The organism is Rhizobium sophorae (assembly GCF_013087515.1).
Classification (GTDB): Bacteria; Pseudomonadota; Alphaproteobacteria; order Rhizobiales; family Rhizobiaceae; genus Rhizobium; species Rhizobium sophorae.
In genome coordinates this window covers 56,860-81,560 of sequence record NZ_JABFCN010000031.1, presented here as the reverse complement: position 1 = coordinate 81,560, position 24,701 = coordinate 56,860, and the positions used below count along the sequence as shown (strand labels likewise).

The window sequence follows — 24,701 nt, the reverse complement described above, 5'->3', positions numbered from 1 at the left end:
CGGAACGACTGGCCGTCGGCTCAACCAGGTCGAACTGTATTCGTCCAGAACGCTCTGACCGAGGTGCACCGCAAGCTCGGCATCGTACGCATGCATGGTCGCCGATCGGCGGCGTCAAGCGCGACTGGATACAGGAAGGCCAGGAGCCGCAGGTCCCCTTCAGCATCCCGTGAGCGAGGCCGGCTGCCACCCGGCTGACAGAGATCGAGTGTTTGCGCGGCTATGCGCGATCGTTTGAGTTAAGTTGGCATAGTCTCGCGGCTCGCGATCAGCGCAGCGGCATCGCAATTGGCCGCATCGGTGTTCCCGTAGCGCCGCGCAACTTAATGCAGGCTCCGAAAAACGCGAACTCGTAGAGCTTTTCGGCGGCCAACTCTTCAAGATAGGCCATCTCGAGTATTGGCACGCCTGCTTCCGCCAACAGGTAGGTATGGACGGGGAAGAAGTTGAGCTCGTGCGCCGACGGCGTCTGCTCCAGTGTCAGGTTGTCGGCGCCGATCATGATCGCGCCGTGCTTGGCGATATATTCCGCGCCCTCGCGGTTGAGCCCGGGCGTATTCTTGGTGAAAGCCATATCCGGCCAAAGCAGCATTTGGCCGGTGCGCAGCAGCACCACGTCGCCGGGCAGGATCTTCAGCCCTTGCCTCTTCAGGGAATCCTCGATGTCGGCCTTGCCGATTGGATGAGTCGGCGGCAGCGTATCGACGCCGTGCATCGCCGCGATATCGAGGAGAATGCCGCGCGCAAAGATCGGCGGATATTTTTCCGGGCCGCAAATATCCCAGGCTCGGCTGCCGAGGTGATCCCGTGCCGTAAAGCCATTAAAGATCTCGCCATTGTAGCCAAAGTGGTTGAACGTATCGATATGCGTGCCGCAATGGGTGTACATCGAGATACTGTCGCCGGAATAGGCGACGAGCTCGTTCTGTTGGCGCTTGACGCCCATGGTGTTGGCGACGATCTCGCCCTGCGGCGTGTGGGTCATCCAGATCTGGTAGGGCTGGTCGCCGGCACCGAACCAGCCTGGCATGCCGACGAAGTGGTCGACCGAGAGGTCGAAGACCTTCGAGGCATCGGTGCGGCCGATTATCGCCGAACGCGACTTGGCGTCAATCAAGTTCAGCATGCCAATCTCGTCGTCGCTACCATAGGGGCTCTTCGTCACCTTATGGAATTCGGCATTGTAAGCGATGATCTTGCTCTTGGTCGCTTCGTCGACATAACACGCCATGCACATTGCAAGTCTCCTTCATGTTCGCAGCCGGAGCGACCGCCTTCAAATTGTCTCACCGCGAATGACCGGTTCGGCGACGAGCGCCACCGACAGCAGCCGCTCGTCGGCGCGCGCCAGGCCAGACAGCAGGAAGCCGACCGGCATGCCGGCGTCGCCTGCCCCGCAAGGGATCGACACCCCGCACCAGTCGAGAAAATTGCCGAGCAGCGTGTTGCGCAGTGTCTTGCCGTTGGTGGCGACGAAGAGCTGGTCATCGGTCTTCAGCGGCTCGAGCAACGGTGCCACGTGCGCGACCGTCGGGAAGGCGATCAGGCGGTCGCCGACCAGCCGGTCCACCGCTTCGATCAGCCGCGCGCGGGCAGAGAGAATGTCGAGGTAGTGCGAAAGGGTGATCTCCTCACCGAAGCGGGTGCGCGAGACCACACGCGGGTCGATCAGTTCGGCATCCGGCCCGGTGATCCGCGCCCTATGCAGCCAGTAGGCCTCCGCCGTCACCAGGGCACCGTGGCTTGCCATCAGCTGCAGAATTTCCGCAAAAGCCGGGATCTCCAGTCGTGTGAACACGACGCCGGCGGCGGACAGACGCTCAACCGCCGCTTCTAAGGCCGCAACGACACCCGGCTCGGCATCGTCGAAGACGACGTTGGTGGGAATGACGACCTCCAGCCCGGCGAGCGGACGGCGACTGGCCGTGGGTGCCATGGCTCCGCGCATCGCGGCATCGATCCAGACGGCATCCTGCACAGAACGGCAGAGCGGCCCGAGCGAATCGAGGCTGCCGGAAAGGGGGAACACGCCTGTCATCGGGTATCGTCCGCGCGTCGCCTTGTAGCCGACGATGCCGTTCAGCGCCGCCGGGATCCGGACCGAACCACCCGTGTCGGAGCCGATCGAGACCGGCACGAGACCTGATGCCACCGCCACGCCCGAACCGGAAGACGAGCCGCCCGGAATGCGGGCGACATCGGTGCTGCGGGGGTTTTTCGGCGTGCCGAAATGCGGATTGATGCCAAGGCCGGAAAAGGCGAACTCACTCATGTTCACCCGGCCGGCTGCGACCATGCCGGCGGCAGCCAGCGCGGAGACGACGGCGGCGTCGACTGCGGCCGGTGCCTGATCCCGTAGAAGCAGCCTCGACCCCGCCGCCGTGACACTGCCGGCAACATCGAAGAGATCCTTCCAGGCGACCGGAATACCCTCGAGCAAGCCGCGCGAACGACCATCTTTCAGCCGCTTCGATGAAGCTTGCGCCTCAGCCATTGCTCGCTCACGCGTCAGCGAAATGAAGATCGCTTTGTCGTCATGGCTTTCTATCGCGGCAAAGACCTGTTCCGCCACAGCGACCGGATCGACGCTGCCACCCTGGATGAGGGTGGAGAGCTGGGCGATCGAGAGGGAGCCGTAAGAAAGGGTCATTCTGTCGTTCCAGTTCTGCTCACGCCGCCACGAACTGCATCCAGCGGCGCACCAGGTAGTTGTGTTCGTCCATAGTCGTGTTCCAAACGGCGATCGAGTTGGCGCGCTGCCAGTAGGAGCCGCCGCTACGCACCGCACCCGCCTTGACGCGGAGGAGCCCGTCAGGCCCTGGCAAGTCCGTCGCAGCCGGCAGGCCCTCGTACCAATAGTCCCATTCGGCCGGCGTCATATGCGGCCGCGAGCGTGTCGGTGTCGACATGTAATAACCCTGCCGGGCCACCACCGCGCCGGGCCAGCCGGAGATCCACCAGTTGAGATAGTCGTAGGCCGCGTCGAGCGCCCGGCCGGAGAGCCGTTTCGACAGGCAGAGACCGCCATGCCAGGCGCGGTAACCCTCGGCGGGATTGGCGAGTTCGACGGGAAAGCCGCGCAGGTTCAGCTTACTGATCCCGAGCGACCACATCGACTGGATCTGCGTGTCGCTCTTCGTCATCAGGTTCGCCGCGTCCTCGGCCGAACGCCAGAAGCCGCGGAAAAAGCCGGCCTTCTTGCGCTCTTCCAGGATGTCCAGCAACCGATCGATTTCCTCGATGCTCATGTTGCCGAGATTGTTAAAGGTCATCAGTCCGGCCGACTGCGCCGCAAGTGCTGCGTCGAAGATGCCGATCGCCGGCTCGTTGACGAGGGCTGCGCGTCCGTGCCAGCGCAGGTCGAGCAGTGCTGCCCAGGAGGTCATCTGGTTGGAATTGGCCGCATCAGTGCGGTAGGCGAAGCTGTCGAAATTATGCGTCGTCGGCAGCATCGAAATGCGCTGAGAGGGCGTTTCGGAAAGCGCCAAATTCGGTTGCACGAAGAGCTTGGTCACTGGCGCATCGCCCTGCCCTATCCGCGCATTCGGCCCGATGCGGCCCGTCTTGGTCAGGTCGGTGATCTCGTCCCAGAGGGTGATCCGCTCGATGTCGATCGGCTGTACGGCGCGCCAGTACCAGACGATATCGAGGTTGTGGAAACACTGGTCGTAGATGTCGTAGGTCATCGGCTCCAGCGCTGCCTTGTGTTGGGCGGTCATGAAGTCCTGATTGTCGAATTCGATTTCCATGCCAAGGTCACGCTCGGCGCCGAGCCGGAGTTCTTCCAGCAGCGAAATCGCCGTGCCGAGGATGCGCAGCTTGATCCGGCCTTCGGTATGCACGGCAGGCATCGGGAAACTCTTCGGCGTCGGCATTTTTCTCATGGCTGCATTTCCTCGACCCGCCGCGGCGCAACCTGTGCGGCACCGAGCCCGTTGAAGGCGTTGAACGATCGCTCGATCGCCGCGGGCACGATGCCGTCGACAATGAAGACGATGCGGGAACGCCTGTCCCCGCCGGGCCAGGATTGCATATGAACGGGCGTATGGACCAGATGCTGCACTCCGTGGATCGCCACGGGAAAATCCTCGCCCTCGATGTTGAGAACGCCCTTGACCCGAAGGATACGATCGCCGTGCCGGTTGAGCAGCATCGTCAGCCAGATGCCGAAGGCTGTCCAGTCGACCGTGCCTTCGCTCACCAGCGCGAAGGACCGGATCCCACCGGAATGTTGGCCGGCAAGAACAGGCCCCGGATCGTCGCAATAGAACCCCCCCGGCGACTGCATCGCCTCGGCGCGGACCGTTGTCGTGTCGTCCAGCAGCCTGGCGACATCGAAGGCATCGTCCGACGAAAGCACAATCGGCGCATCCGGATTGATCTGCCGGATCATCGCCGTGATCCATGCGACCTGGGCGGGTTCGGCGATATCGGTCTTGGTCAGCACCAGCAGGTCGGCCACCGCCACCTGCCGCATCGGCTCCCGATAGGCCGTAAGCTGCATCCCCGCATTGACGGCATCGACGGTGGCAATCACACCCGATGGCTTGAAATGATGCCGCAGAACCGGATCGGCCTTCAGGGTCGAAAGAACCGGAAAGGGATCGGCAAGCCCGGTACTCTCGATGATGATCCGGTCGAAGGGCGGGACGATGCCGCGTTCGCGCTTCGAATGCAGATCGCGGATCGCGTCTGCCAGTTCGCCCCGCACCGTGCAGCAGAGGCAACCGGATTGTAGGAGCACCATGTTCTCGTCGATGCGCTCGAGCAGGTGATGGTCGAGGCCGACCTCGCCGAATTCGTTGATCAGCACAGCGGCATTCGAAAGCCCCGGATCGGTCAGCAGCTGGCGCAGCAGCGTCGTCTTGCCGGATCCGAGAAAACCGGTCAGCAACGTGACGGGCGTGAAGGCCGGAAAGGCGTCAGCCATGGCCGTTCGCCTCCAGCCGATCGAGAAGCGGCTCGGCCAACGGATCGAGCGGCCGGCCCGCAAGCCGCTCAGCCGCCGGCCAGAGGTGTCCGAGATCCTCGATGATCTCGGTCTTTCCGGTCCGGGTCGTCAGCAAGAAGGAGGATCCCTGCCAGTCGGAGATACCAAGCCCGAAGGCATCGAGGATGCGGTTGGCGATCGCTACGCGGCGGGCACGCTCGCGCCGGCGGTCGATCCGCTCGGCGGAGCGGGTGTAGACCCCGGGCCGCGCGACCGCGTCGGCCCAGTGCTCGTTGCCACCCAGAATGCCGCAGAGCGAACACATCGGTTTTGCCTCTTACTTCTTGCGCGGGAAGCGTTTGGCGAAGTCGTCGGCGATCTCGTTCATCGTCACGAACTTGACGCCGGGATGCTTGATCATGTGGGCGTAGAGACGCTCCAGCATCATCAGCACCTGCGGCCGGCCGGCGACATCAGGGTGGATCGTGATCGGGAAGACGGCATAATCCATCTCGCGATAGACCCAGTCGAACTGGTCGCGCCACATCTGCTCGATGTCGTGCGGGTTGACGAAGCCGTGGCTGTTCGGCGCCTTCTTGATGAACATCATCGGCGGCAGGTCGTCGAGGTACCAGGACGCCGGGATCTCGATAAGGTCGGTCTCGTGACCGCGCTTCAGTGGCACCATCCAGTCCGACGGCTTCTTCGAATAGTCGATCTTGGTCCAGCTGTCGCCGACGCGGACATAGTAAGGCGTGAAGTCGTTGTGCATCAGCGAGTGATCGTACTTGATGCCGCGCTCCAGCAGCAGCTCATTGGTGACGTTGGAGAATTCCCACCAGGGCGCCACATAGCCGGTCGGCCGCTTGCCGGAAAGCTTGGCGACGAGCTCGATGCACTTGTCGAGCACCTCCGTCTCCTGCTCGCGCGTCATGGCGATCGGATTCTCATGGGTGTAGCCATGGATGCCGATTTCGTGGCCGGCATCGGCGACGGCCTGCATCTGCTCCGGAAATGTCTCGATCGAGTGGCCCGGGATGAACCAGGTGGTCTTGATGCCGAAGCGCTCGAAGAGCTTCAACAGCCGTGGGCTGCCGACTTCGCCGGAAAACAGGCCGCGCGAGATATCGTCCGGCGAATCCTCGCCGCCATACGAGCCGAGCCAGCCGGCAACGGCGTCCACGTCGATGCCGAAGCTGCAGAAGATTTCTTTTGCCATTGCGGGGTCTCCTTGTGATGTTCTCGTTGGTCCTGACTTGATCGACCGGATTTTTAGTGGGCAGGAATGACGGTGGCATTTTGCGGCTTCCAGGCGAGCGCAACCGGCGCATCGATCGGAAAGGCGCCGGGCGGATACTTGTCGACATGGGCTTCGAGCGCCAGCATGCGTCCGTCCGGCAGGGCAACCGAAAGATGCGAGATATGCCCGACCACGTCGAAGCGGCAAATCCTGGCGTCGATGACATTGCCGCCGGAGGCCTCAGCGATCGCGCCGCGGCGGCCCGTGTCAAGCGCATGCACTTCGATCGCTTCCGCCGGGATCACGACGCTCACCGCATCCCCGTCGGCGACCGCGCCATTGGCATCGCCGGCGAGAAGGCCGAGAGGCGTGTCGACCATGACATGTCCCTTCTCGTGACCCTTGACCGAACCTTTGAAGATCGTGTTGCGGCCAATGAACTGCGCAACGAAAGGCGTGTTCGGCCGCGTGTAGAGCTGGTGCGGCGGGCTGATCTGTTCGATCCGGCCCTGGTTCATCACGACGATCCGGTCGGACAGTGCCAGCGCCTCGGACTGGGCGTGCGTGACGAAGACGAAGGTCACGCCGAGCTCGCGCTGCAGCAGTTTCAATTCGCTCTGGATTGTCTTGCGAAGGTTGGCGTCCAGGGCGCCAAGCGGCTCGTCGAGCAGCAGGATATCAGGCTCGACCACGAGGCCGCGCGCAAGCGCGATGCGCTGGCGCTGGCCGCCGGAGAGCTTGTCGCAGCGCTTGTCGGCGACGTCCTCGAGACCGAGCTTGGCGAGGATGCGGTCGACCTTTGCATTGCGCTGGGCTTTCGGCATGCCTTTCACGTCGAGGCCGTAGCCGATATTGTTGCGCACCGTCATGTGCGGGAAGAGCGCATAATTCTGGAAGATCATCGAGGTCGGCCGCTGAGCCGGGCCGATATCGTTGATCCGCTCGCCCCTGATCATCAGATTGCCGGAAGAGATGCTTTCGAAGCCGGCGATCATCCGCAGCGTCGTCGTCTTGCCGCAGCCGGACGGACCGAGAAACGCGATGAACTCGCCCTTGTCGACGGCGAGGTTGAAATCGATCACGGCCGGCGTTCCGTTATCGTAGACCTTGCCGATCTGGTAGAGTTCGAGGTCATGTATCATGTCTGTCATTCCGGGTTCTGGGTGGAAGGACAGGCGACCGGAGCCGCCTGTCAGGTGGCGCCTTCACCGCATCGCAGATGAGATGAAGGGGCGCTGGGAGTGACGCATCAGGCGTTGAGGAATTCGTCCCACTTCTGGATGAGGTGATCGTATTCGTCCGGCCACTGGTGCCAGTAGGCGACGTTTGCCGCGCGGGTCTCGAGCGAGCCGCCGTCGCGGAGATCGCCCTCCTTGATGCCGCGCTCCGCCGCACCGACCCACGGCTTGCCTTCGTACCAGAAGGCATATTTCTCCGGCGCCATCTTCTCCTTGATGTTGGTGGTCGGCGAATAATAGCCCTGCTCGGAGACTGTGATGCCTGGCTCGCCCGACAGCCAGTAATCCGCATAGGCGACGACGGCCTCCTTGTTCGGCGTGCCCTTCAGCATGGTGTTGCCGATGGACCAGGCGCGATAGCCTTCCTTCGGGATGGCATATTTGCAGGGCTTTCCCTGTGCCTTGACGGCCATGACCGCCGGCTGCCAGGCGTCGCAGACGACGATTTCGCCGGATGCCAGGAAATTGACGAGTTCGCCGAAATCGCCCCAGAGCGCACGGAACTGGCCTTCCTTCTTTTTCGAGATCAGGAACTTCGCGGCTTCGTCGATTTCCGCGGCGGTCGGATTGCCGGGGTTCTTGACATTGGAGAGGCCAAGCGTGTTCATCGCCATGACCGCCTGGCCGAAGGCCGTCAGCGGGTCGGTGTTGAGGCCGGACTTGCCCTTGTACTTGCTGTCGAAGATCGCCGTCCAGCTGTTGGCTTCCTCGTCGGAGAGCACCTCCGGATTGTAGCCGACCGAATCGAAGTTGAAGACTGAAGGCACCATCCAGAGCGCCGTCTGCGTCTCGTCCGTCCAGATCTGACCGACGATCTGCGCCTTGGGGTCGAACTTCGGATCAGGCTTGGTGAAGATCTCGCGGATATTCGACCAGCTCTTCAGGCCCGCGGTCTCGATCGGGTCGGCATTGTCGGTCATGACAACGGAGGGAAGGCGCTCGCCGATCGTTTCCCAGACGTCATAGTCCTTCGAACCGGAGAGGATCCGGGTCTGCGCGTCCGGGAAGGTCGCCGCCGTGCCTGATGTCGTGCCGACGCCGCTTGCCGCCTTGAAGTCGGCCAGGATGCGTTCCTGCACGGTGACCGAAAGGCCGATCGTACGCAGCTGCTCGCCGGCGAGGCTGGCGGCCTGCGCATAGGCTGCCCGCGAAGAGAGGAAGTGCGTGCTGCCGCCGATGGCAAGCGCCATCGCGCCTGCGGATCGCTTCAGCAGTGAACGTCGATTCATGTCCATCGAAATTGTCATTGTCGTTCTCCGGTTTTTTGTTCCCCGGGATGGCCTTCATGACCACCCATCGTTCTCGTCCGGCCTCGGCGTCAGGACGGGATCGGTCCTGACGCGCCCGCCGTCAGTATCGGCCCACGAGGAGCCCTCCATCCACGACCAGTGTCTGGCCGGTCATGTATCTTGCGCTGTTCGACGCCAGGAAGACGATCACGTCGGCGATGTCCTCCGGCTCGCCGAGCCGCCCCATCGGGATGAAGGCGCTTGCCGCTTCCGCGCCCTTCGGTCCGAGCGAGTTTTCTTCCGACAGAAGCTGTGCGGTGCGGATGTAGCCGGGCGCCATGCCGTTGACGCGGATGCCGTCGCGGGCGAGTTCGACAGCCAGACCGCGCACGAGGCCGACGACACCGGCCTTGGCGGCGGAGTAATGCACGTGCTCGTCCCAACCGTAGGCAACACCCATGATCGAGGAAAGAGCCACCACTGCGCCTGATTTGCGTGTCTTCATGCCCGGTACGGCGGCGCGGACCACGCGGAAGATCCCCTTGAGGTCGATGTCGAAGGTCAGCTCCCACTTGTCGTCGTCGAGGACGTCGAGCGGTGCCTTATGGGCGATGCCGGCGTTGGCGATGATGACGTCGAGGCGGCCGTGACGTTTCTCCACGTCGGCGACCACAGCGTCGACCGCCGACGTCGAGCGGACGTCGAGCGCGATGAATTCGGCCGAGCCGCCCGCAGCCTCAATCTCCGCCACGGCAGCGCGCCCCTCGACCTTCAGGACATCGGTGACGATCACGTGGTCGCCGAGCGCGGCGAATGCCTTGGCGGTCGCCTTGCCGATACCGATGCCGGCGCCGGTGATCATCACGATACGGGGTGTCGAAGAAATCGGGGTCATCTTGTTTTCCTGACTAGAGCATGACGTCGCCGGAGTTCGGGCCAAGCGTCTGGCCGACGAACAGGCTGGCGGCGGGCGATGCGAGAAACGAAACCGTGGCGGCAACCTCTTCCGGCTCGCCGAAGCGGCCGAGCGGCAGTTCGGCAGCCTTGCGGACGCGCCACTCCTGCGAGAGTTCGCGCACCAGCGGCGTGTTGATCGGCCCGGGAGCGACGGCATTGACGCGCACGCCGCGGTTCGAGACCTCGCGGGCGAGCGATTTCGTCATGCCGATGATCGCCGCCTTGGCGCCGGCATAATGAACGAGTTCGATGCCGCCGATCTGACCGAGCTGCGAAGCGACGTTGATGATGACGCCGTGCCCGGCAGCGAGCATCGATGGCAGAGCGAGCTTCGTCATAAGAAAAGTGCCGCGCACATGGATCGCGAACATCCGGTCGAAATCCGCGACCTCGAGGTTTTCGAACAGCGCCTGATGGACGATGCCGGCACAGTTGACGAGCAGCCGCGGATGGCCGAAGGCCGAGAGTGCGACATCGTAGATGCGCGCCGTATCTGTCTCGGAAGAGACGTCGCCGGCAGCCGCCACGGCCGTGCCACCGGCAACTGCGATCTGGTCGGCCACCGCTTGTGCACGGTGGGGATGGAGATCGTTGACGAGCACGGCGTAACCGTCCTCCGACAGCCGGGCTGCGATCGCGCGGCCGATGCCGGATCCTGCGCCCGTGACGATGGCTGAAGCTGTCGGCATCACGCCTCCTCCTGGATCGCTACTCGCTTGGCGCGGCGTATGGAAAGCATCATCAGGACGGCGTAGACGCCGAGCAGCGCGAAGGAGAAGATCGTCGTCAGCACCCCAAAGGCGAAGACGTTTGGATGCACCTCCACCGAGAAGGTGCCGTAAATGGCGAGCGGCAGCGTCAGGTCGCGGCCGGACGCAAACAGGGTGCGTGAGAATTCGTCATAGGACAGCGTGAAGGCAAAGAGCATGGCCGAGAGCACGCCCGGGAAGATCAGCGGGAACGTCACCTTGCGGAAGGTGCGCGCCGGCGACACGCCGAGCGACCACGACGCCTCTTCGACGCTCTGGTCGAAGCGGTTGAGGATCGCCAGCATGACGAGAAAGGCGAAGGGGTAGGTGTAGACCACGTGCAGCACGAAGGCCGTTCCCCACCAGTGCCGGTCGACGCCGAGCGCATTGGCGACCAGCGCCATGCCGAGACCGACCAGAACGCCGGGAACCATCATGCCGAGAACGATCAGGTAGAAGACGACGCCCGAGCCGGGGAACCGGCGACGGAAGGCCTGCGCCGAAGTGACGCCGAGCACGGTGGAGACGATCATCGTCATCACCGAGAGCACCAGCGAGCGGACCAGGGCTTCGTTGATCGGCAGCGGCGCGATGCGCGACGGCGGCGTCAGACCGAAGAGATGTTTGTACCAGTAGGTCGACCATTCGATGATCGGGAACTGCGGTCCGCCTTCCGGCCCTGTCTGGAAAGACAGAATGGCGAGCACCACCATCGGGGCGTAAAGGAAGATCAGGAAAAGCGCGGTGTAGACGCCGAGTGAAAGCTTGATGCCGCCTGCCTGCATGTCAGAGCTCCTTCCTGAGATCGACCACGCGCAGGAGTGCGGCGACGACAATGCCCATGAGCACGGTGAGCACGACGCCGACGACGGCGGCGAAGGCCCATTTCAGCGATCCGACCTGGGTGACGATGATATTGCCGAGAAGGTTCACCTTGCGGCCGGAAAGGGCGGCGGCCGTCGCGAACTCGCCGAGTACCATGACGGAGACGAAGATCGCGCCGACCACCACGCCCGGCATGGTGAGCGGCAGGATAATGGTGCGGAAGATACGCCAGAAGCCGGCGCCGAGATCCTGCGCCGCCTCGATGACGCTCTGGTCGATGCGGCCCATCATGAAGGCGATCGGCCCGACCATGAACACGCAATAGATCTGCGTCATGCCGATGATGACCGAGAGTTCGGAGAAGAGCAGCACCTCGATCGGCTGGTTGATGATGCCGAGACCCTGCAGGATGAGATTGATCGCCCCCTCCTTGCCCAGCATGGGCCGCCAAGCGAGGACGCGGATCAGGAAGGAAGTCCAGAAGGGGATGACGCAGAGGACGAGAAGCGCCGTCTGGATTGTCTTGTTCTTGACGAAAAGGCCGACATAGAGCGCTGCCGGGTAGCCGACGACCAGCGTCGAGACGAGCACGATCAACCAGATCCTGACCGTCGTCCAGAGCGCGCTGAGATAAGTGTCCGTGGTGAAGAAGGTCACCCAGCTCTTGATGGTGAGATCAGGCGTGATCTTGAAGGTCGTCTGCGTCCAGAAGGACACGTAGATCATCATCAGGATCGGCGTCACCAGGAAAAGCAGCATCCAGATAACGCCCGGCGCCAACAGCCAGAACGTCTTGCTGGATGCCTTCCTGACCGGTTCCACGACGGTTTCGGTCTCGGCTGTTGTGGCACTTATCGACATCAATCAGTCTCCCGTCCCGCGCTGCGCGGTAAGAGTGTCAGGCATAGACGAGGGCATCCCGGCGCTTCCAGACGAGCGCATAGCGCGACTGCGGCGTGCAGGCGGGCGGCATGCTCTGGCTCAGATGAGATTCCACTTCGAAGACGCGGCCGTCATCGAGCGAGAAGAAGGAATTGATCGCGGCGCCTGAATATTCGTCGGCGACGAAGGTCGCCTCGAGCTTCACCTCGTCATCGGCGACAGGCGCTTCGGCCGGGCGGATCGCGACACGGTCGTAGCGGATCGCGTAGCCGGTGCGGTCGTCGCGGAACTGCGCCTGGCCGCCAAGCGGGAAAGCGCCGTAAGAGCCGAGGAAGCTCTCGCCCGCGAGCCGGCCTTCAAAGAGATTATAGCAGTTGAGGAAGCCTGCTACCGACAGCGATTTCGGTCGGTTGTAGATCGTATCGGCGTCTGCCGCCTGCGCGATCCGGCCGCTGTCGAGCACCAGCACCATGTCACCCATGGCAAGCGCCTCGCTCTCGCTGCCGGTCACGTGCAAGAAGGTGACGCCGCAGCGCTCGCGGATCAGCCTGAGTTCACTGCGCATGCGAGCGCGAAGATTGGCGTCAAGTGCGCCGAGCGGCTCGTCGAGCAACACCAGCGACGGCTCGGTCACCAGTGTGCGGGCCAGCGCCACGCGCTGCCGCTGACCGCCGGAGATCTGCGCGACGCCGCGATCCTCAAGTCCCGAGAGGCCAACGAGCGCTATGATGTCCTTGACCCTGGCTTGCACGATATCAGGATCGGTCACGGGGTTCTCGACACGGTTTTCCAGCCCGAAGGCGATGTTCCTGGAAACCGACAGATGCGGAAAGAGGGCAAAATTCTGGAAGACGAAACCGATGTCGCGCCGGTGCGGCGGAATGGTCTCGATACGCTGGCCCTTGAAAATCACCGTGCCGAGGTCCGGCCGCTCGAAGCCGGCGATGACGCGCAGCAGCGTCGTCTTTCCCGATCCGCTCGGCCCGAGAAGCGAAACATAGCTGTCGTTCGGCAGCGACAGGTCGATGCCGTCGAGCGCGTTCAGCGCACCATAAGCCTTGGTGACACCTGCGAGCTTAAGAACCGAAGACAAGAGCCTCTCCATTTGCACCAGCCACGGATCGCCCCTCTGCCGCCGAGCGCCTTGCGAACGGCAGCCGGAACCGTTCGTGGGCAGCGAAGCACACGGCGGAAAATCGATCGGCAGTCTGACGTTTTTTGTCGTTCACCCTCGGAATGCTTCTAGCGGCATCCCCATGCTGAATTGATGACATAAATGATTTTTGTATTCAATAGGCTTTTTTGGAAACGGTCGACATTTTGTGCACGGCAACCCGAAGTCGCCAAACAGTGGCAATTGAATGGAAGAGGGGCCGGAACACAGGATCCTGAGACCCGGGTCGATTATGGGCAGTTTTTCGGCACATTTCCGCCAAAAATCGCGTATTTCTGCATCAAATGCGCTTTCCGCGCGCAGCTGCCCCCCGCTACCGGACCATTTGTAAAGCCAATGACCTGGACGAACATGAGAGGCCAATTCACGCGACGCCACGCGAAGAAATGCAATTTTGGTATGCAAAAGACATTTATTTTGACATAGTCCGAAATGACAAAATACACTAAAGAGAATTCCGACTTTGTTGCCATCCGCGGTTGGATGGAGGATGCCCCGCCCGATGATACGCAATCTCCCAGCACAGACGGCCCAGCGTCGGTACGAGATTGCCGAGCATATTCTGCGCGATAATATCGTCGGCGGGCAGTTGCCGCTGGGTCTGGTCCTGCTCGAGGGGCCGATCGCCGATATTCTCCAAACATCGCGTGCGCCAGTGCAGCGCGCGCTGCTTCGTTTGGAGGCCGATGGCCTCGTCCACCGCTTCCAGGGCCGTGGCTTTCTGGTCGGCCCTCAGGATGCGGGTCTGACGCCGAACCGCACAGACATCAAGTCCTTTGGCCTCGTTATCGCCCAGCATGCCGACGAGGCGTTGCAGAGCCGTTCGTCCTGGGCGCGCATCTACAACACGGTCGAGCGCGACGTGGCCGGCTGTGTCGTCTTTGGCCAGTACCGCATCATCGAGATCGAACTCGCCAATCATTTCAAGGTCAGCCGCACGGTCGTGCGTGACGTCCTCAGCCGGTTGCAGGAACGCGGCCTTGTCCGGAAGAACCAGAGTTCCCACTGGATCGCCGGTCCGCTGACGGCCCAGACGATCAAGGATCACTTCACGCTCAGACGCATGCTGGAGCCCGCGGCGCTCAAGGCCGGCGCTGCCGCCGTCGATCGCGAACGCCTGACCGAACTCTTCACCCGCCTGGCCGGTCTTGAAGCTTCGCAGCCGGTCGACCACCTCGAAAAGCTCGAGGAACTCCAGGAGCAGATGATCGACATCTGCGTGCTGACGACGGCAAACGAGAAGACGCGGGAACTGATCCGCAACAACCTTTTGCCCGTCAACGCCGCCGAGCGGCTGCTGCGTCATCTCGGCTTGCCGGACGATCCGACCGCGATTACCGAGATGCGGCTGATCGTCGAGCTTTTGATGCGCGGCGCCGTCGATGCGGCCGCCGCGATGCTGGAGACCCATCTCGACGCCTCGATGAAGCGCATGATCGCCCAGATGAAGATCGTTGCCATCATCCCCGGCCCGAGCGTGACCGCCGATTACCTGACGCACGTCGAATGATCGGCCGGCCATCGTCGTCACTCACGACAGGCTTTGGCGGAGGCGGTCGAGCAGTGCTGCCCGATCGGCCCTCGCCTTCAGCGCCTCCTCCATCGTCACTTCGATGAATCGCGCCGGCGTATGCGGCTGCAACTGGCCGATGAGGTCCATGTCGGCCGAGATCACTGTGCCCACCATGAAATAGCCGCCGCCGGAGACCGCGTCGCGATGGAGGATGATCGGCTCCGTCCCGCCCGGTACCTGGATCGAACCGTAGGGATAGCAGCTGTCGACGATGTTCGACGGATCGGAACCGGCGCCAAAGGGCTGCTTGCGGTCCAGGAATTCGAGCCTGCGCCCGCCGCGGAAGCGGTAGCCCATGCGGTCGGCTTCAGGCGCCACCTTCCACTCGTCGGCGAAGAAGCTCGCCTTGGCGGCATCCGTCAGCCGGTCCCAGTAGAGCCCCGGCAGCACGCGCAGCTCTGCCGGCGTTCCAGGCTTGCGCCGCAGCTCTTCGGCGACGTTTTTTCCTTCTTCGGCAAGGTTGGCCTTCCCGATAGGCAGTTCGTCGCCGGCTGCCAGCGCCCTGCCCCTGTAGCCGCCGAGCGCGCCGATCGGATAGGTGGAGCGACTGCCGAGTGCTTCCGGCACATCGATGCCGCCCGAGACCGCGATCAGGATGCGGGCGCCGGATCTCAGGAAGTCGAAGCTCAGCACCTGGCCGGCCTTGATCTTGAAAGCCGTCCAGCCGGGCTGCGCCACGCCGTCGACCTTGGCGGGCATGTCGGCACCGGTGACGGCCACCAGAGCATCCTCGGTGAATTCGAGCTTCGGTCCCATGAAGACCGCCTCGAGACCCGCCGCCCCTTCGTCGTTGCCGACGAGCAGATTGGCGGCGCGCATCGCGTAGCGGTCCATGGCTCCGCCGATCGGGATGCCGAGGTGGAAATAGCCCGGACGGCCGAGATCCTGGACGCTGGTCGATGGTCCCGGGTGCAGCACCTTAATGGCCATGGAGAACGCCCTCCAGCGCGGCGTTGTAACCGTCGATATCCTTGCTGAATTCGCGAAGATCGAACCGGATCTCGCGGATCGGCGGGCTGAAGAGCCTCTTGTCGACTTCCTCGACCGCCATGTCGTAGCCGTCGCGATCGACCGGCTTGAACTTGACGATATCACCGGGACGGAAGAACACCATGAAGTCGCGCAGGTAACTCGTCTGCTGCGTCGGGTCGAAGATCGGCATCGGCGTGACGCCGAACATCTGGTAGCCGCCGGCGCCGCGCACCGAATAGATGCAGCCGAAGCAGCCGCCATGGCCGACCGTCAGTTTGGGCGTATCGGTGCGCGGTCTCAGATATTTCGGCACTTCGATCTGCCGCTGTCGCTCGACCATCTGGTACATGAACGGCAGCCCCGCCACGAAACCGACCATCGACACGAACCAGGGTGAACCCGCATGTGCGGCGACGAAATCCTCGACGCCGCCGTAGCCGTTGATCCGGGCGGCATAATCGAGATCCGTTCCGCCCGGTTCCTGATGCCGTTCGCGAAAGCGCATCAGCGTCTCATGCGTCCATGGATCATTATAGAAGACCGGGATCTCGATGATGCGGGTCTTCAGGACCGGCTCGGATTTTTCCGCCACGCCCTCAATCGCCTGTACCTCTCGCAGGATCTCGTCCGGCTTGATGAGATCGGGATTGAACTTCACCTGGAATGAGGCATTGGCCGGGCAGATCTCGGTGACGCCCCTGATCTGGCTTTCGCGGACCGCTGTCGCCATGGAGAGGCTCTTGAAGAAGGCTTCGAGCGACATCTCGCTGCTGCATTCGACGAAGAGGTGTTCATCACCTCCGAACGTATATCGCGCAGGCATCAGGCAACCTCCTGGGTCCGGCCGGCCAAAGCGGGAAAATCGTGCACCAGCCATTGTTCGAGAAAGCGTGTATGGAAGGCGCCCTTACCGACACTTGCATCGCGGGCGAGTGCCAGATGCAGCGGCACCGTCGTCGGCACGCCTTCGATCGCGAGAGCCGTCAGCGCCGCGGCAAGCTTTTCGAGGCAGGTCTCGCGTGTTTCGGCGTGCACGATCAGCTTGCCGAGCAGGGAATCATAAAAGGGCGGGATCGTGTAGCCCTCGTACAGCATCGTATCGAACCGAATGCCCTCGCCTTCGGGGACGGACAGCGAGGTGATCGTACCCGGCGATGGCTGGAAGGCCTTGAACGGATCCTCGGCATTGATGCGGCACTCGATCGCATGACCGGTGGCCGCGATGTCGCGCTGAGTGACCGAAAGGGCTGCACCGCCTGCGACCTTGAACATCTCCTGCACCAGGTCGAACCCGGTGATCATCTCGGTCACAGGATGTTCGACCTGGATGCGGGTGTTGACTTCGATGAAGTAGAAGTCGCCCGTCTCGTCGTCGTAGAGATATTCGACCGTGCCGGCACCGCGATAGCCGACCTCGCGCGCAAGCGCCACAGCACTCATGCAAAGCCGTTCGCGCATGTCGGCAGGCAGCATGAAGGCGGGCGCCTCTTCCCACACCTTCTGGCGCCGCCGCTGCAAGGAGCATTCGCGTTCAAAGAAGTGCACGAAATTCTGTCCGTCGCCGAAGATCTGCACCTCGACGTGCCGGGCGCGGGCGATGACCTTTTCCAGATAAAGTCCGCCGTCGCCGAAAGCGGCCAGCGCCTCGGCCGAAGCCAGCGGAAACTGCTGTTCGAGCTGGGCGATGCTGTCGACGATCCGGATGCCGCGTCCGCCGCCGCCGGCCGCCGCCTTGAGCATCACGGGAAAACCGATCTCGCCTGCGAACAAGCGCGCGGCGTCGAGCCCGGCGACACGCCCGTCGCTGCCGGGCACCGTCGGCACGCCTGCGCGTTTTGCCATCTGCCGCGCCGCCACCTTGTCGCCGAGCGTGCGGATCGCATCGCCGGAGGGACCGATGAAGATCATGCCGGCGTCGCGCACCGCATCGGCGAAATCGCCGTTCTCGGACAGAAAGCCGTAGCCCGGATGCACGGCATCGACACCGGCCGCCTTGGCGGCGGCGATCACCGCCTCGATGTTGAGATAGGATTTCTTCGGCGCCGGCGGGCCGATGTTCACTGCCTCGTCGGCAAGTCGCACCGCCAGCATGTCCGCGTCTGCTGCACTGTGCACTTGCACGGTGCGGATGCCGAGCGCCTTCGCCGCCTTGATGACGCGAACGGCGATTTCCCCGCGATTGGCGACGAGCACCGCGCCGATCGTCATGCCTCGACCTCCGCGATGACCTGCCCGGCCATGACAGGCTCCTCATTGTCGACGAGGAAGGTGATCGTCTTGCCGGTAACACCGGCCGGAACTTCCTGGAATGTCTTCATCACCTCGATCACGCCGATCGTCTCGGCCTCGGTGACATCATCACCGTCCGCCTTGAAGGGCGGAGCATCGGGCGCCGAAGCCCGGTAGAAGGTGCCTGGCAGGGGCGAACGGATTTCAATCTTCCTCATTGGTCGGTCTCCGCTAAATCTATTGGCCAAGGATCTGCGACACCGGCGCGATCCGGATTCCCGCACCGATCAGAAGCTCGCGCATGCTGAGAACGATATCGAGCGCGCCGAGCGTATCTGAATGAAAGCAGATGGATTCAAATTCGATGTCGATATCGTTGCCCGTGACCGTGCGGACCTTGCCTTCCTGGCAGGCGCGCAGCACTTTCTGCGCCAGCACCATCGGATCCGGGCGGCCGGCCTCGCGGGTAAAGACGATCGAGCCGCTGTCGTCGTAGTCTCGGTCTGCGTAGAACTCGCGCACGACAGGCTGCCCGGCATCAAGCGCTGCCCGGTGCGTCGCCGAGCCGCCCATGCAGAAGACGAAGGCGTTGGGCGAGACGGTGCGCAGATACTGGACGAAGATCTGTGCGAAATCCGAATTGACCGCCATCTCCATATAGAGCGCGCCATGCGGCTTCACGTGCTGCACCGGCACGCTGTGACGGCGGGCGAACTCGCGCAGCGCGCCCACCTGATAGATGATGTCGTTGACCAGCTCTTTGCTGTTGCCGAGAATCTTGCGGCGGCCGAAGCCCTGAAGGTCATTATAGCCAGGATGCGCGCCGACCCCGACCCCATGAGCCGCGGCAAGTGCCACGGTCTCGTCCATGAGGTTCGGGTCGCCGGCATGGAAGCCTGTGGCAATATTGGCCGAGCTGATGTGCGATATCAGCAACGAATCCTGCGTATCTCCGATCCGCCAGCGACCGAAGGCCTCTCCCATATCGCAGTTGATGTCGACGATATCTTTCAAACTGTCTTCCCGCCGTTGTCATCTGACAAAAACGCTACGCGACAAAACAGGATTTGAAAAATTCATTTTTTGCGGCATCATTATCGAGAAAAGAGATATCTGCGCTCAAATCGAAGGCAAAAAATACACGTTTATTGACAATGACTTAATTCGATTCCGCTTCGAATACGCGAGCCTCGCGCATAAATCAAAAGCAGCCAATCGAATTTATTGACGCTGAATTCAGATAATTCGATGGGATTACAGAATCATGAGCCTTAGCTTCCGGCAGCTCCGCTATTTCGTCGCAACTGCGGAGCAGGGTCAGATTTCCTATGCGGCTGCACAACTGTCGATCTCTCAATCGGCAGTGACGACCGCAATCAAGGAACTGGAAAAATCAATCGGCGTCGCACTGTTTACCCGCATGCCGCAGGGCATGGAACTGACCGCCGCCGGCCGGCAGTTTCTTTCCTACGCCTACGAGATCCTCGCCAAGGTCGATGAGGCAACGCATCTGAACTATGTCAGCAGCGACATCGAGGGCGATCTGACTGTTGCGGCGACTTACACCGTTATCGGCTACTTTCTGCCGCTCCACATCGAGCGCATGCGGCGGCTTTATCCGAAGCTGCGCATCCAGCTTTACGAGGTGAACCGCGAGTCGATCGAGGAAGGCCTGCTGGTCAATCGTTACGACATTTCGGTGCTGCTGACCTCGAATATCCTGAATAACGCGCTCACCACCGAGACGCTTTTGCGTTCCATCCGCAGGCTCTGGGTGGCGGCGCAGCATCCGCTGCTGAAGCATGCAGACGTCGGCCTGCAGGACATCGCCGAGGAGCCCTACATCATGCTGACGGTGGACGAGGCGGCGTATTCCTCGCTGAAGTACTGGAGCACGACACCCTATCAACCCCGCGTGATGCTGCGCACCTCGTCGATCGAAGCAGTACGCTCCATGGTCGCCAACAACCTCGGCGTCGCGATCCTGTCCGATATGGTGCACCGCCCCTGGTCGCTGGAAGGCCGACGGATCGAGACGATCAACATCAAGGATCCGGTGCCACCGATGGATGTCGGCCTCGCCTGGCGCGCAAACACTGACTTCACTCCCGCCATGCATGCCTTTCGGCGATATTTTCAGCAGGCGTTCGGCCTGCCGGGCACCAATGCATGAAGTCGTCTTCGAGCTTCGGCAGGTCAGGAATGGCTGCCGATACGCGCGCACGATCCGCGATGATCCTCCAGACCACCAAGGCGTCCGAGATTTGCGGCAACGACGACTTGCAGGCTGACTGTCGGTCGCCGAGACTGCTCGCTATCCCGTTTCGGTTCGTCGATCGCCTTCACTGACGGCTATAGGAGCCCGTGGTAATGGAGCTGCCAGCTAAGATTCCGCCGCGTGACGTGATGCCGTGATTGACGAGCCACACTAAAAGAGGTGCTGGGTTTCCACCCCGCCTCTCGAGTTGTGTTGTGCCGGCGATAGTAAGAGTCACAGGGGCGTCTGCAAAATCCTGCTCCGACCATGGCTCAAGTTCGCTCGCCTGTTCCATAGGGGTGCCAGAGTGGCATGCTCATGCGATTATCGCGCACCTGGGAAATGCACTCGGTATTCGAGTCAGGCTTTCCGCAGATCATCTGAAAAATCCACCGGATCAGACGGCCTTGAGATACTCCACCCAGCGCGGATCCTGCATAGCCGCGCGAGCGCGCATATGTTTCCAGGCGCCATATTTGTAGAAATCAAAATCGAGCGCCGAGACGACATTCTGGACCATGGCCCAAGTCGACCATTTTATATCGGCAAGCGCTCGGTGCACCGCAAGACGGGCCTTCATTCGCGGATCGAAATGGCCGAAATATTCCTCGATCACTTCTGCTTCCACGGCATCGGAGAAGAACATCTCGCCGCACCAGATGCCGATATCGTAGCAACGGTCGTTATTGGAGGCATATTCGTAGTCGATGAGCATCAGCGACTTGTCGTCGGCGACCATGAAATTACCCGCCATGGGATCGTTGAAGCAAGCAACGAGATCGATGCCGGAGGCTTCGAGAGCTGCGCGCGCCAGCCGGTATTGATTGTAAATCCAGGCAAAATCGATCGGAAAGGCGCCGCCCAGTTCGCGCACCTGCTCGATATGCTCGTCGATCATGTCGAAGACCGTCTTGGTCAGCGGCAGTCTGCCTGAATCGTTGAAGGTGCGGTAGAGCCCGACGACGGCTTTGCGCACGGCCGGATCCTGGAAATCGCGGTTCGTGCACGCACGCCGACCTTCGATGTAATCGGCGATCTCGACACCCCTGTCAGCGAGATACTCGTAAATTTTCGGGCCGATGCCGAGGTCCTGTGCCCGGCGGCTGGCGTCGAGCGCCGCCTTGCGGTCAATGAACATCTCGGTCCCGCGGCCAGGAACCTTTACGAAGAAACCGCCCGGTTCGCCTGCGACCCTGACTCGCCAGTTCGAATTGCTGATACCGCCGTGCACCGGACCGTAGTGGAGTTCGCGTCCCGACCACGGCTCAATCTCACGCAGCAGGGATTCGATCTCCGCTTCCGCCTCGTTTGCCGCTTCTCCCAATCGTTTTTCCATGGCTTGATCTCTCAGAGTGTGCGGAGCATGAATTCGAAACGCGGGTTGCGAAGCGCCATCCGGCAGCGCAACAGGCGCCATTGCGCATATTTCAGGAATTCGATACCGCCGCGCGGCGAAACCCTGTCCATCAGCATGCCCCACATGCCCCAGAAGAGATCGTCAGCAATGGCGTAAAGGCGGCAGCGGCTAAGCGACGTCTGGCGAAATTGTCCCTCGAAGATTTCGAGCGCCGGCTGCATTTCGCTGTCGAACTGGAAGGCCTCGTTGAGCAGGATGCCGATGTCGTAGAACGGATCGACATTGCGGGCCTCGTCGAAATCGACCAGTTGCACTCTACCATCCGGCGCGATCATGATGTTGGAGGCAAGGCCGTCGGCATGGGCTGGTTTTTCATCGAAGCCGCTGGCGATGATCGCCACTTCGATATCGCCGACGCATTCGCGCATCCACCATCCGTCTGCGGCGACCTCTGCGATGCCTGCATCGGCAAGCGCCTTTTCGACGACGCGGATGCGGTCGAACACTGTCCACGTTTCGCCAAGCGGCCTGCTGCCATGCAGGGCGCTCTTGGCGGCGATGACACTTTCCAGAACATCGCGCTTGCGCAGGTCGTCCATTCTGGCGGTATGCCAGGCTTCCGGCAGGCGGTCGAAAACGACCGCTGACATTTTCGGGCTGTGCCAAAGGGGCGCCGGCGTCAGGCCCAGGGTTGAAGCCTGACGCGCGGCGCTAACGGACCTCTCCAGATCGATGAAATCCGACTGGTCCGTATGGAGAATTTTCAGGAAATAGGTGGCGGGTGCATCTGCTTTGGCAACGAACCAGTTCTGGCTATCGACGGCGCGGTGCGTCGGCGAGGCGACGCCTGCGACGCCCGGAGCATAACGCATATCAGCGTTTGCCCAGTCCGGAACGGCGCGGATGGCGGCTTCAGCCGCCTTCTCATCCACTGTGGTTGCTTGCCCGAGTGCCTTCATGCTCACAATCCTTCAGTCCATGGTTTTCAGGATGTTGCCGTTGAGGCAGAATTTCCACAGCATGGCGCTGAGGATTTCTGCGCCCAGCAACCGGTCTTCCGGCGTGGTGAACTCCGTCGGGTGGTGGATGACGCCGCCGACGCTCGGCACGGCGATGACAACGGCCGGGGAGATAGCCGTCATGCTGACCGCGTCATGTCCGCCAATGGTGTCGAGCAACAAGGTTTCAAGGCCGAAGCCGGCAGCAGTATCCTGGGCCAGGGCAACCAGCCCTTCATCCATGTTCCCGGCGCGGCGGCGGTCGATCGAGCGGACCTCGTAGCCGACATCCGCTTTCTTGGCGCAGAGGTCAGCCTTCTCGTTAAGCTGTGCTTCCGCTCGGGCAAGCACAGCTGGCTTGGCGGAGCGCAGTTCGATGAACATCACCGCCTCGCCGGGCACAACGTTGGGGGAGTTCGGATAGACCTCGAGACGGCCGCAGGACGTGTGCAGGTCGATCCCGGCCTGATCGGCAAAGCCCTTCAGCTCGGCGATCAGGTAAGCCGCGGCCAGGAGCGCGTCATGGCGCTCGGCCATCGGCGTCGGGCCGGTATGCGCTTGGCGGCCGATGAAGGCGAGACGGTATTTGACGTTGCCCCAGAAACGGTTGAAGACGGCAAAGCGCATCCCTTTCTTTTCCAGCTCGGCGGAACCCTCGATATGAAGCTCGATCAGGGCATCGGGAATAACGGGGCCGAAGGTACCAGCATAACCGATGTCATCAAGAGCCTGATTGACGGAAATGCCGTCACCATCCTTGCGGGCGAGCGCGAAATCAAGCGTCAGTTCGCCGGCATTGACGCCGCTGCCGAGAAGGCTCGGCTGGAAGCGGGCGCCCTCCTCGTTGGTCCAGTTGACGATGCAGAAATTGACCTTTGGGGCGATGCCGGTCCTCGCAACGTGCTTTCGGATGGCATCGATGGCCGCGCAGGCGGCAATCACGCCGTAGGCGCCATCGAAACGGCCGCCGTTCGGCTGACTGTCGAGGTGCGACCCGCTCATGACCAGAGGTGCATCCGGCCCGGCCCAATCGAGAAAGCCGTACATGTTGCCCATCGGGTCGATCTCCAGGCGCAGGCCCGAATTCTTCAGCCAGTTCGCCAGCCAGTCACGTGCCGCCTTGTCTTCCCGTGACAAGGTCAGCCGCGTCATCGCACCACCCGGCCCGCCGCCGAAGACGGAGACTTCCTCCATCATCCGGTGCAGGGCTTCGGCATCGACCTCAGGCAGGGATGCCGGCTCACTACGGGTTTCAAGCATAAATCACCTTCACTTGCGCCTCTTCCAACTTTTCAAGAAAATCTGCTCGCGGAGGCGCATCAGTGATGAGCAGATCAACGTCACGAAAATTATAGGTGCAGAAATTGCCCTGGCGGCCGAACTTGCTGCTGTCGGCGAGCATCACGACCTGCTTGGCATGGCGGCGCAACGCCCGGCGCACCAGCGCCTCGTCCTCGCCGAGATCCATGAAACCGAGATTGACATCGACCGTCACCGCGCTGACGAAGGCGATATCGAAGAGATGTTCGCGGATCACGTTGAGCGTATCGGTGCCGAGAAACGCCCGGTAGCTCGGCCGTAGAACGCCGCCGACCGCGACCACGTTATTGGATTCCACCCCCGACAAGGTCTGGATGATATCCAGCGAGTTGGTGTAGATATTGATCAGCGGCCGATCGACAAGATAACGCGACAGCGCCAGCATCGTCGTGCCGCTATCGAGGAAGATCTTGGTACGGTCGCGCAGCTCCCTGGCAGCGAGGGTTGCGATTTTTGCCTTTTCACGGGCATTGACGCGCATACGTTGCGAGATCGGCTGGTCGGCATCCCGACGCGGCGTCACGCCGCCGCCATAGATGCAGCGCAGGTGCCCTTCCATTTCCAGCTGCTTCAGGTCCCGGCGCACGGTTTCCGGGCTGACGGAGAATTCCGTCGCCAGTTCCTTGACCGTAACCCGGCCATGCTTGGCCAGCTCTTCGAGAATGTGTTGCAGACGAGCCTGAGGATGATCGGTCATGCGGTTTTTCCCGGTTAGTTGCCCGTCGGCAAGTCTGCCGAACCAGCGTGTCCCGCCGCGGTTTTTGTTTTTTT

Annotated in this window: 24 protein-coding genes; 2 read left to right on the top strand and 22 right to left on the bottom strand. The window is 62.0% G+C overall.

What is annotated here, in order from left to right:
* Window positions 1–268: 268 nt before the first annotated feature.
* The 13 genes from G9X64_RS19405 to G9X64_RS19345 all read right to left on the bottom strand — a co-directional run bounded on the left by G9X64_RS19405 (window position 269) and on the right by G9X64_RS19345 (window position 13,143).
* Entirely contained in the window at window positions 269–1,237 is a 969-nt protein-coding gene (locus G9X64_RS19405; RefSeq protein WP_168311995.1) for a cyclase family protein, read from the bottom strand.
* Between the two features lie 39 nt (window positions 1,238–1,276).
* Complete coding sequence (locus G9X64_RS19400; protein WP_171377225.1) at window positions 1,277–2,650, bottom strand: amidase; 1,374 nt, start codon at window positions 2,648–2,650, stop codon at window positions 1,277–1,279.
* A gap of 19 nt (window positions 2,651–2,669) precedes the next feature.
* On the bottom strand, window positions 2,670–3,884 hold the full coding sequence (locus tag G9X64_RS19395) for an ABC transporter substrate-binding protein (RefSeq protein WP_171377224.1): 1,215 nt from the start codon (window positions 3,882–3,884) through the stop codon (window positions 2,670–2,672).
* Window positions 3,881–4,930, bottom strand: coding sequence for a CobW family GTP-binding protein (locus tag G9X64_RS19390; RefSeq protein ID WP_168311992.1), 1,050 nt, complete (start codon window positions 4,928–4,930; stop codon window positions 3,881–3,883). The genes G9X64_RS19395 and G9X64_RS19390 overlap by 4 nt, the downstream gene beginning before the upstream one ends.
* Window positions 4,923–5,255 carry a hypothetical protein gene (locus tag G9X64_RS19385; RefSeq protein WP_171377223.1) on the bottom strand — a complete coding sequence of 111 codons (333 nt, stop codon included), beginning with the start codon at window positions 5,253–5,255 and terminating at the stop codon, window positions 4,923–4,925. Before G9X64_RS19385 ends, G9X64_RS19390 begins: the two co-directional genes overlap by 8 nt.
* A gap of 12 nt (window positions 5,256–5,267) precedes the next feature.
* Window positions 5,268–6,149: a polysaccharide deacetylase family protein gene (locus G9X64_RS19380; protein ID WP_029875724.1), complete on the bottom strand. Its 882-nt coding sequence runs from the start codon at window positions 6,147–6,149 to the stop codon at window positions 5,268–5,270.
* Window positions 6,150–6,202: 53 nt separating this feature from the next.
* Entirely contained in the window at window positions 6,203–7,312 is a 1,110-nt protein-coding gene (locus tag G9X64_RS19375) for an ABC transporter ATP-binding protein (protein ID WP_171377239.1), read from the bottom strand.
* Window positions 7,313–7,419: 107 nt separating this feature from the next.
* Window positions 7,420–8,655, bottom strand: a complete 1,236-nt coding sequence (locus tag G9X64_RS19370) for an ABC transporter substrate-binding protein (RefSeq protein WP_168311990.1) — start codon at window positions 8,653–8,655, stop codon at window positions 7,420–7,422.
* 103 nt (window positions 8,656–8,758) lie between these two features.
* The gene (locus G9X64_RS19365; RefSeq protein WP_171377222.1) at window positions 8,759–9,532 is read right to left on the bottom strand and encodes an SDR family NAD(P)-dependent oxidoreductase; all 774 of its coding nucleotides are present in this window, start codon (window positions 9,530–9,532) and stop codon (window positions 8,759–8,761) included.
* 13 nt (window positions 9,533–9,545) lie between these two features.
* Window positions 9,546–10,283 carry an SDR family NAD(P)-dependent oxidoreductase gene (locus tag G9X64_RS19360; RefSeq protein WP_171377221.1) on the bottom strand — a complete coding sequence of 246 codons (738 nt, stop codon included), beginning with the start codon at window positions 10,281–10,283 and terminating at the stop codon, window positions 9,546–9,548.
* Complete coding sequence (locus G9X64_RS19355; protein ID WP_011648937.1) at window positions 10,283–11,128, bottom strand: ABC transporter permease; 846 nt, start codon at window positions 11,126–11,128, stop codon at window positions 10,283–10,285. Before G9X64_RS19355 ends, G9X64_RS19360 begins: the two co-directional genes overlap by 1 nt.
* Before the next feature lies 1 nt (window position 11,129).
* Window positions 11,130–12,029: an ABC transporter permease gene (locus G9X64_RS19350; protein WP_168311987.1), complete on the bottom strand. Its 900-nt coding sequence runs from the start codon at window positions 12,027–12,029 to the stop codon at window positions 11,130–11,132.
* Window positions 12,030–12,066: 37 nt separating this feature from the next.
* Window positions 12,067–13,143 (bottom strand): ABC transporter ATP-binding protein, encoded by a 1,077-nt coding sequence (locus G9X64_RS19345; protein WP_246270990.1) that lies wholly within the window; start codon window positions 13,141–13,143, stop codon window positions 12,067–12,069.
* 571 nt (window positions 13,144–13,714) lie between these two features.
* Here G9X64_RS19345 and G9X64_RS19340 point away from each other — a divergent pair.
* Window positions 13,715–14,734 (top strand): GntR family transcriptional regulator, encoded by a 1,020-nt coding sequence (locus G9X64_RS19340; protein WP_003550283.1) that lies wholly within the window; start codon window positions 13,715–13,717, stop codon window positions 14,732–14,734.
* Window positions 14,735–14,755: 21 nt separating this feature from the next.
* Here the strand turns inward: G9X64_RS19340 and G9X64_RS19335 are convergent, their stop codons facing one another.
* From G9X64_RS19335 to G9X64_RS19315, 5 genes are read right to left on the bottom strand one after another with little or no spacing between them, the layout of a single operon-like run.
* On the bottom strand, window positions 14,756–15,727 hold the full coding sequence (locus tag G9X64_RS19335; protein ID WP_171377219.1) for a 5-oxoprolinase subunit C family protein: 972 nt from the start codon (window positions 15,725–15,727) through the stop codon (window positions 14,756–14,758).
* Complete coding sequence (locus G9X64_RS19330) at window positions 15,717–16,592, bottom strand: 5-oxoprolinase subunit B family protein (protein WP_168311984.1); 876 nt, start codon at window positions 16,590–16,592, stop codon at window positions 15,717–15,719. The genes G9X64_RS19335 and G9X64_RS19330 overlap by 11 nt, the downstream gene beginning before the upstream one ends.
* Window positions 16,592–17,977 (bottom strand): acetyl-CoA carboxylase biotin carboxylase subunit, encoded by a 1,386-nt coding sequence (locus G9X64_RS19325; protein ID WP_168311983.1) that lies wholly within the window; start codon window positions 17,975–17,977, stop codon window positions 16,592–16,594. The genes G9X64_RS19330 and G9X64_RS19325 overlap by 1 nt, the downstream gene beginning before the upstream one ends.
* Complete coding sequence (locus G9X64_RS19320) at window positions 17,974–18,216, bottom strand: acetyl-CoA carboxylase (RefSeq protein ID WP_168311982.1); 243 nt, start codon at window positions 18,214–18,216, stop codon at window positions 17,974–17,976. The genes G9X64_RS19325 and G9X64_RS19320 overlap by 4 nt, the downstream gene beginning before the upstream one ends.
* 19 nt (window positions 18,217–18,235) lie before the next feature.
* A complete protein-coding gene (locus G9X64_RS19315; RefSeq protein WP_168311981.1) occupies window positions 18,236–19,012 on the bottom strand; it encodes a 5-oxoprolinase subunit PxpA in 777 nt (258 codons plus the stop codon).
* A 250-nt stretch (window positions 19,013–19,262) separates the two neighbouring features.
* On the opposite strand from G9X64_RS19315, the gene G9X64_RS19310 reads away from it, so the two are divergent.
* Entirely contained in the window at window positions 19,263–20,171 is a 909-nt protein-coding gene (locus G9X64_RS19310; RefSeq protein WP_171377218.1) for a LysR family transcriptional regulator, read from the top strand.
* A gap of 481 nt (window positions 20,172–20,652) precedes the next feature.
* Here the strand turns inward: G9X64_RS19310 and G9X64_RS19305 are convergent, their stop codons facing one another.
* Genes G9X64_RS19305 through G9X64_RS19290 form a run of 4 tightly spaced genes read right to left on the bottom strand, consistent with a single transcriptional unit; the run spans window position 20,653 to window position 24,627 of the window.
* Window positions 20,653–21,591 carry a choline/ethanolamine kinase family protein gene (locus G9X64_RS19305; protein WP_171377217.1) on the bottom strand — a complete coding sequence of 313 codons (939 nt, stop codon included), beginning with the start codon at window positions 21,589–21,591 and terminating at the stop codon, window positions 20,653–20,655.
* Window positions 21,592–21,602: 11 nt separating this feature from the next.
* On the bottom strand, window positions 21,603–22,571 hold the full coding sequence (locus G9X64_RS19300) for a phosphotransferase (protein ID WP_168311979.1): 969 nt from the start codon (window positions 22,569–22,571) through the stop codon (window positions 21,603–21,605).
* Window positions 22,572–22,583: 12 nt separating this feature from the next.
* A complete protein-coding gene (locus G9X64_RS19295; protein WP_168311978.1) occupies window positions 22,584–23,870 on the bottom strand; it encodes a Zn-dependent hydrolase in 1,287 nt (428 codons plus the stop codon).
* On the bottom strand, window positions 23,863–24,627 hold the full coding sequence (locus G9X64_RS19290) for a DeoR/GlpR family DNA-binding transcription regulator (protein WP_171377216.1): 765 nt from the start codon (window positions 24,625–24,627) through the stop codon (window positions 23,863–23,865). The genes G9X64_RS19295 and G9X64_RS19290 overlap by 8 nt, the downstream gene beginning before the upstream one ends.
* Between the last annotated feature and the right edge of the window lie 74 nt (window positions 24,628–24,701).

Excerpts from the sequence above, each read along its gene's own strand:
- G9X64_RS19405 (WP_168311995.1), bottom strand. The coding sequence starts at position 1,237 with ATGTGCATGGCGTGTTATGTCGACGAAGCGACCAAGAGCAAGATCATC.
- G9X64_RS19400 (WP_171377225.1), bottom strand. The coding sequence starts at position 2,650 with ATGACCCTTTCTTACGGCTCCCTCTCGATCGCCCAGCTCTCCACCCTC.
- G9X64_RS19395 (WP_171377224.1), bottom strand. The coding sequence starts at position 3,884 with ATGAGAAAAATGCCGACGCCGAAGAGTTTCCCGATGCCTGCCGTGCAT.
- G9X64_RS19390 (WP_168311992.1), bottom strand. The coding sequence starts at position 4,930 with ATGGCTGACGCCTTTCCGGCCTTCACGCCCGTCACGTTGCTGACCGGT.
- G9X64_RS19385 (WP_171377223.1), bottom strand. The coding sequence starts at position 5,255 with ATGTGTTCGCTCTGCGGCATTCTGGGTGGCAACGAGCACTGGGCCGAC.
- G9X64_RS19380 (WP_029875724.1), bottom strand. The coding sequence starts at position 6,149 with ATGGCAAAAGAAATCTTCTGCAGCTTCGGCATCGACGTGGACGCCGTT.
- G9X64_RS19375 (WP_171377239.1), bottom strand. The coding sequence starts at position 7,312 with ATGATACATGACCTCGAACTCTACCAGATCGGCAAGGTCTACGATAAC.
- G9X64_RS19370 (WP_168311990.1), bottom strand. The coding sequence starts at position 8,655 with ATGACAATTTCGATGGACATGAATCGACGTTCACTGCTGAAGCGATCC.
- G9X64_RS19365 (WP_171377222.1), bottom strand. The coding sequence starts at position 9,532 with ATGACCCCGATTTCTTCGACACCCCGTATCGTGATGATCACCGGCGCC.
- G9X64_RS19360 (WP_171377221.1), bottom strand. The coding sequence starts at position 10,283 with ATGCCGACAGCTTCAGCCATCGTCACGGGCGCAGGATCCGGCATCGGC.
- G9X64_RS19355 (WP_011648937.1), bottom strand. The coding sequence starts at position 11,128 with ATGCAGGCAGGCGGCATCAAGCTTTCACTCGGCGTCTACACCGCGCTT.
- G9X64_RS19350 (WP_168311987.1), bottom strand. The coding sequence starts at position 12,029 with ATGTCGATAAGTGCCACAACAGCCGAGACCGAAACCGTCGTGGAACCG.
- G9X64_RS19340 (WP_003550283.1), top strand. The coding sequence starts at position 13,715 with ATGCCCCGCCCGATGATACGCAATCTCCCAGCACAGACGGCCCAGCGT.
- G9X64_RS19335 (WP_171377219.1), bottom strand. The coding sequence starts at position 15,727 with ATGGCCATTAAGGTGCTGCACCCGGGACCATCGACCAGCGTCCAGGAT.
- G9X64_RS19330 (WP_168311984.1), bottom strand. The coding sequence starts at position 16,592 with ATGCCTGCGCGATATACGTTCGGAGGTGATGAACACCTCTTCGTCGAA.
- G9X64_RS19325 (WP_168311983.1), bottom strand. The coding sequence starts at position 17,977 with ATGACGATCGGCGCGGTGCTCGTCGCCAATCGCGGGGAAATCGCCGTT.
- G9X64_RS19320 (WP_168311982.1), bottom strand. The coding sequence starts at position 18,216 with ATGAGGAAGATTGAAATCCGTTCGCCCCTGCCAGGCACCTTCTACCGG.
- G9X64_RS19310 (WP_171377218.1), top strand. The coding sequence starts at position 19,263 with ATGAGCCTTAGCTTCCGGCAGCTCCGCTATTTCGTCGCAACTGCGGAG.
- G9X64_RS19305 (WP_171377217.1), bottom strand. The coding sequence starts at position 21,591 with ATGGAAAAACGATTGGGAGAAGCGGCAAACGAGGCGGAAGCGGAGATC.
- G9X64_RS19300 (WP_168311979.1), bottom strand. The coding sequence starts at position 22,571 with ATGAAGGCACTCGGGCAAGCAACCACAGTGGATGAGAAGGCGGCTGAA.
- G9X64_RS19295 (WP_168311978.1), bottom strand. The coding sequence starts at position 23,870 with ATGCTTGAAACCCGTAGTGAGCCGGCATCCCTGCCTGAGGTCGATGCC.
- G9X64_RS19290 (WP_171377216.1), bottom strand. The coding sequence starts at position 24,627 with ATGACCGATCATCCTCAGGCTCGTCTGCAACACATTCTCGAAGAGCTG.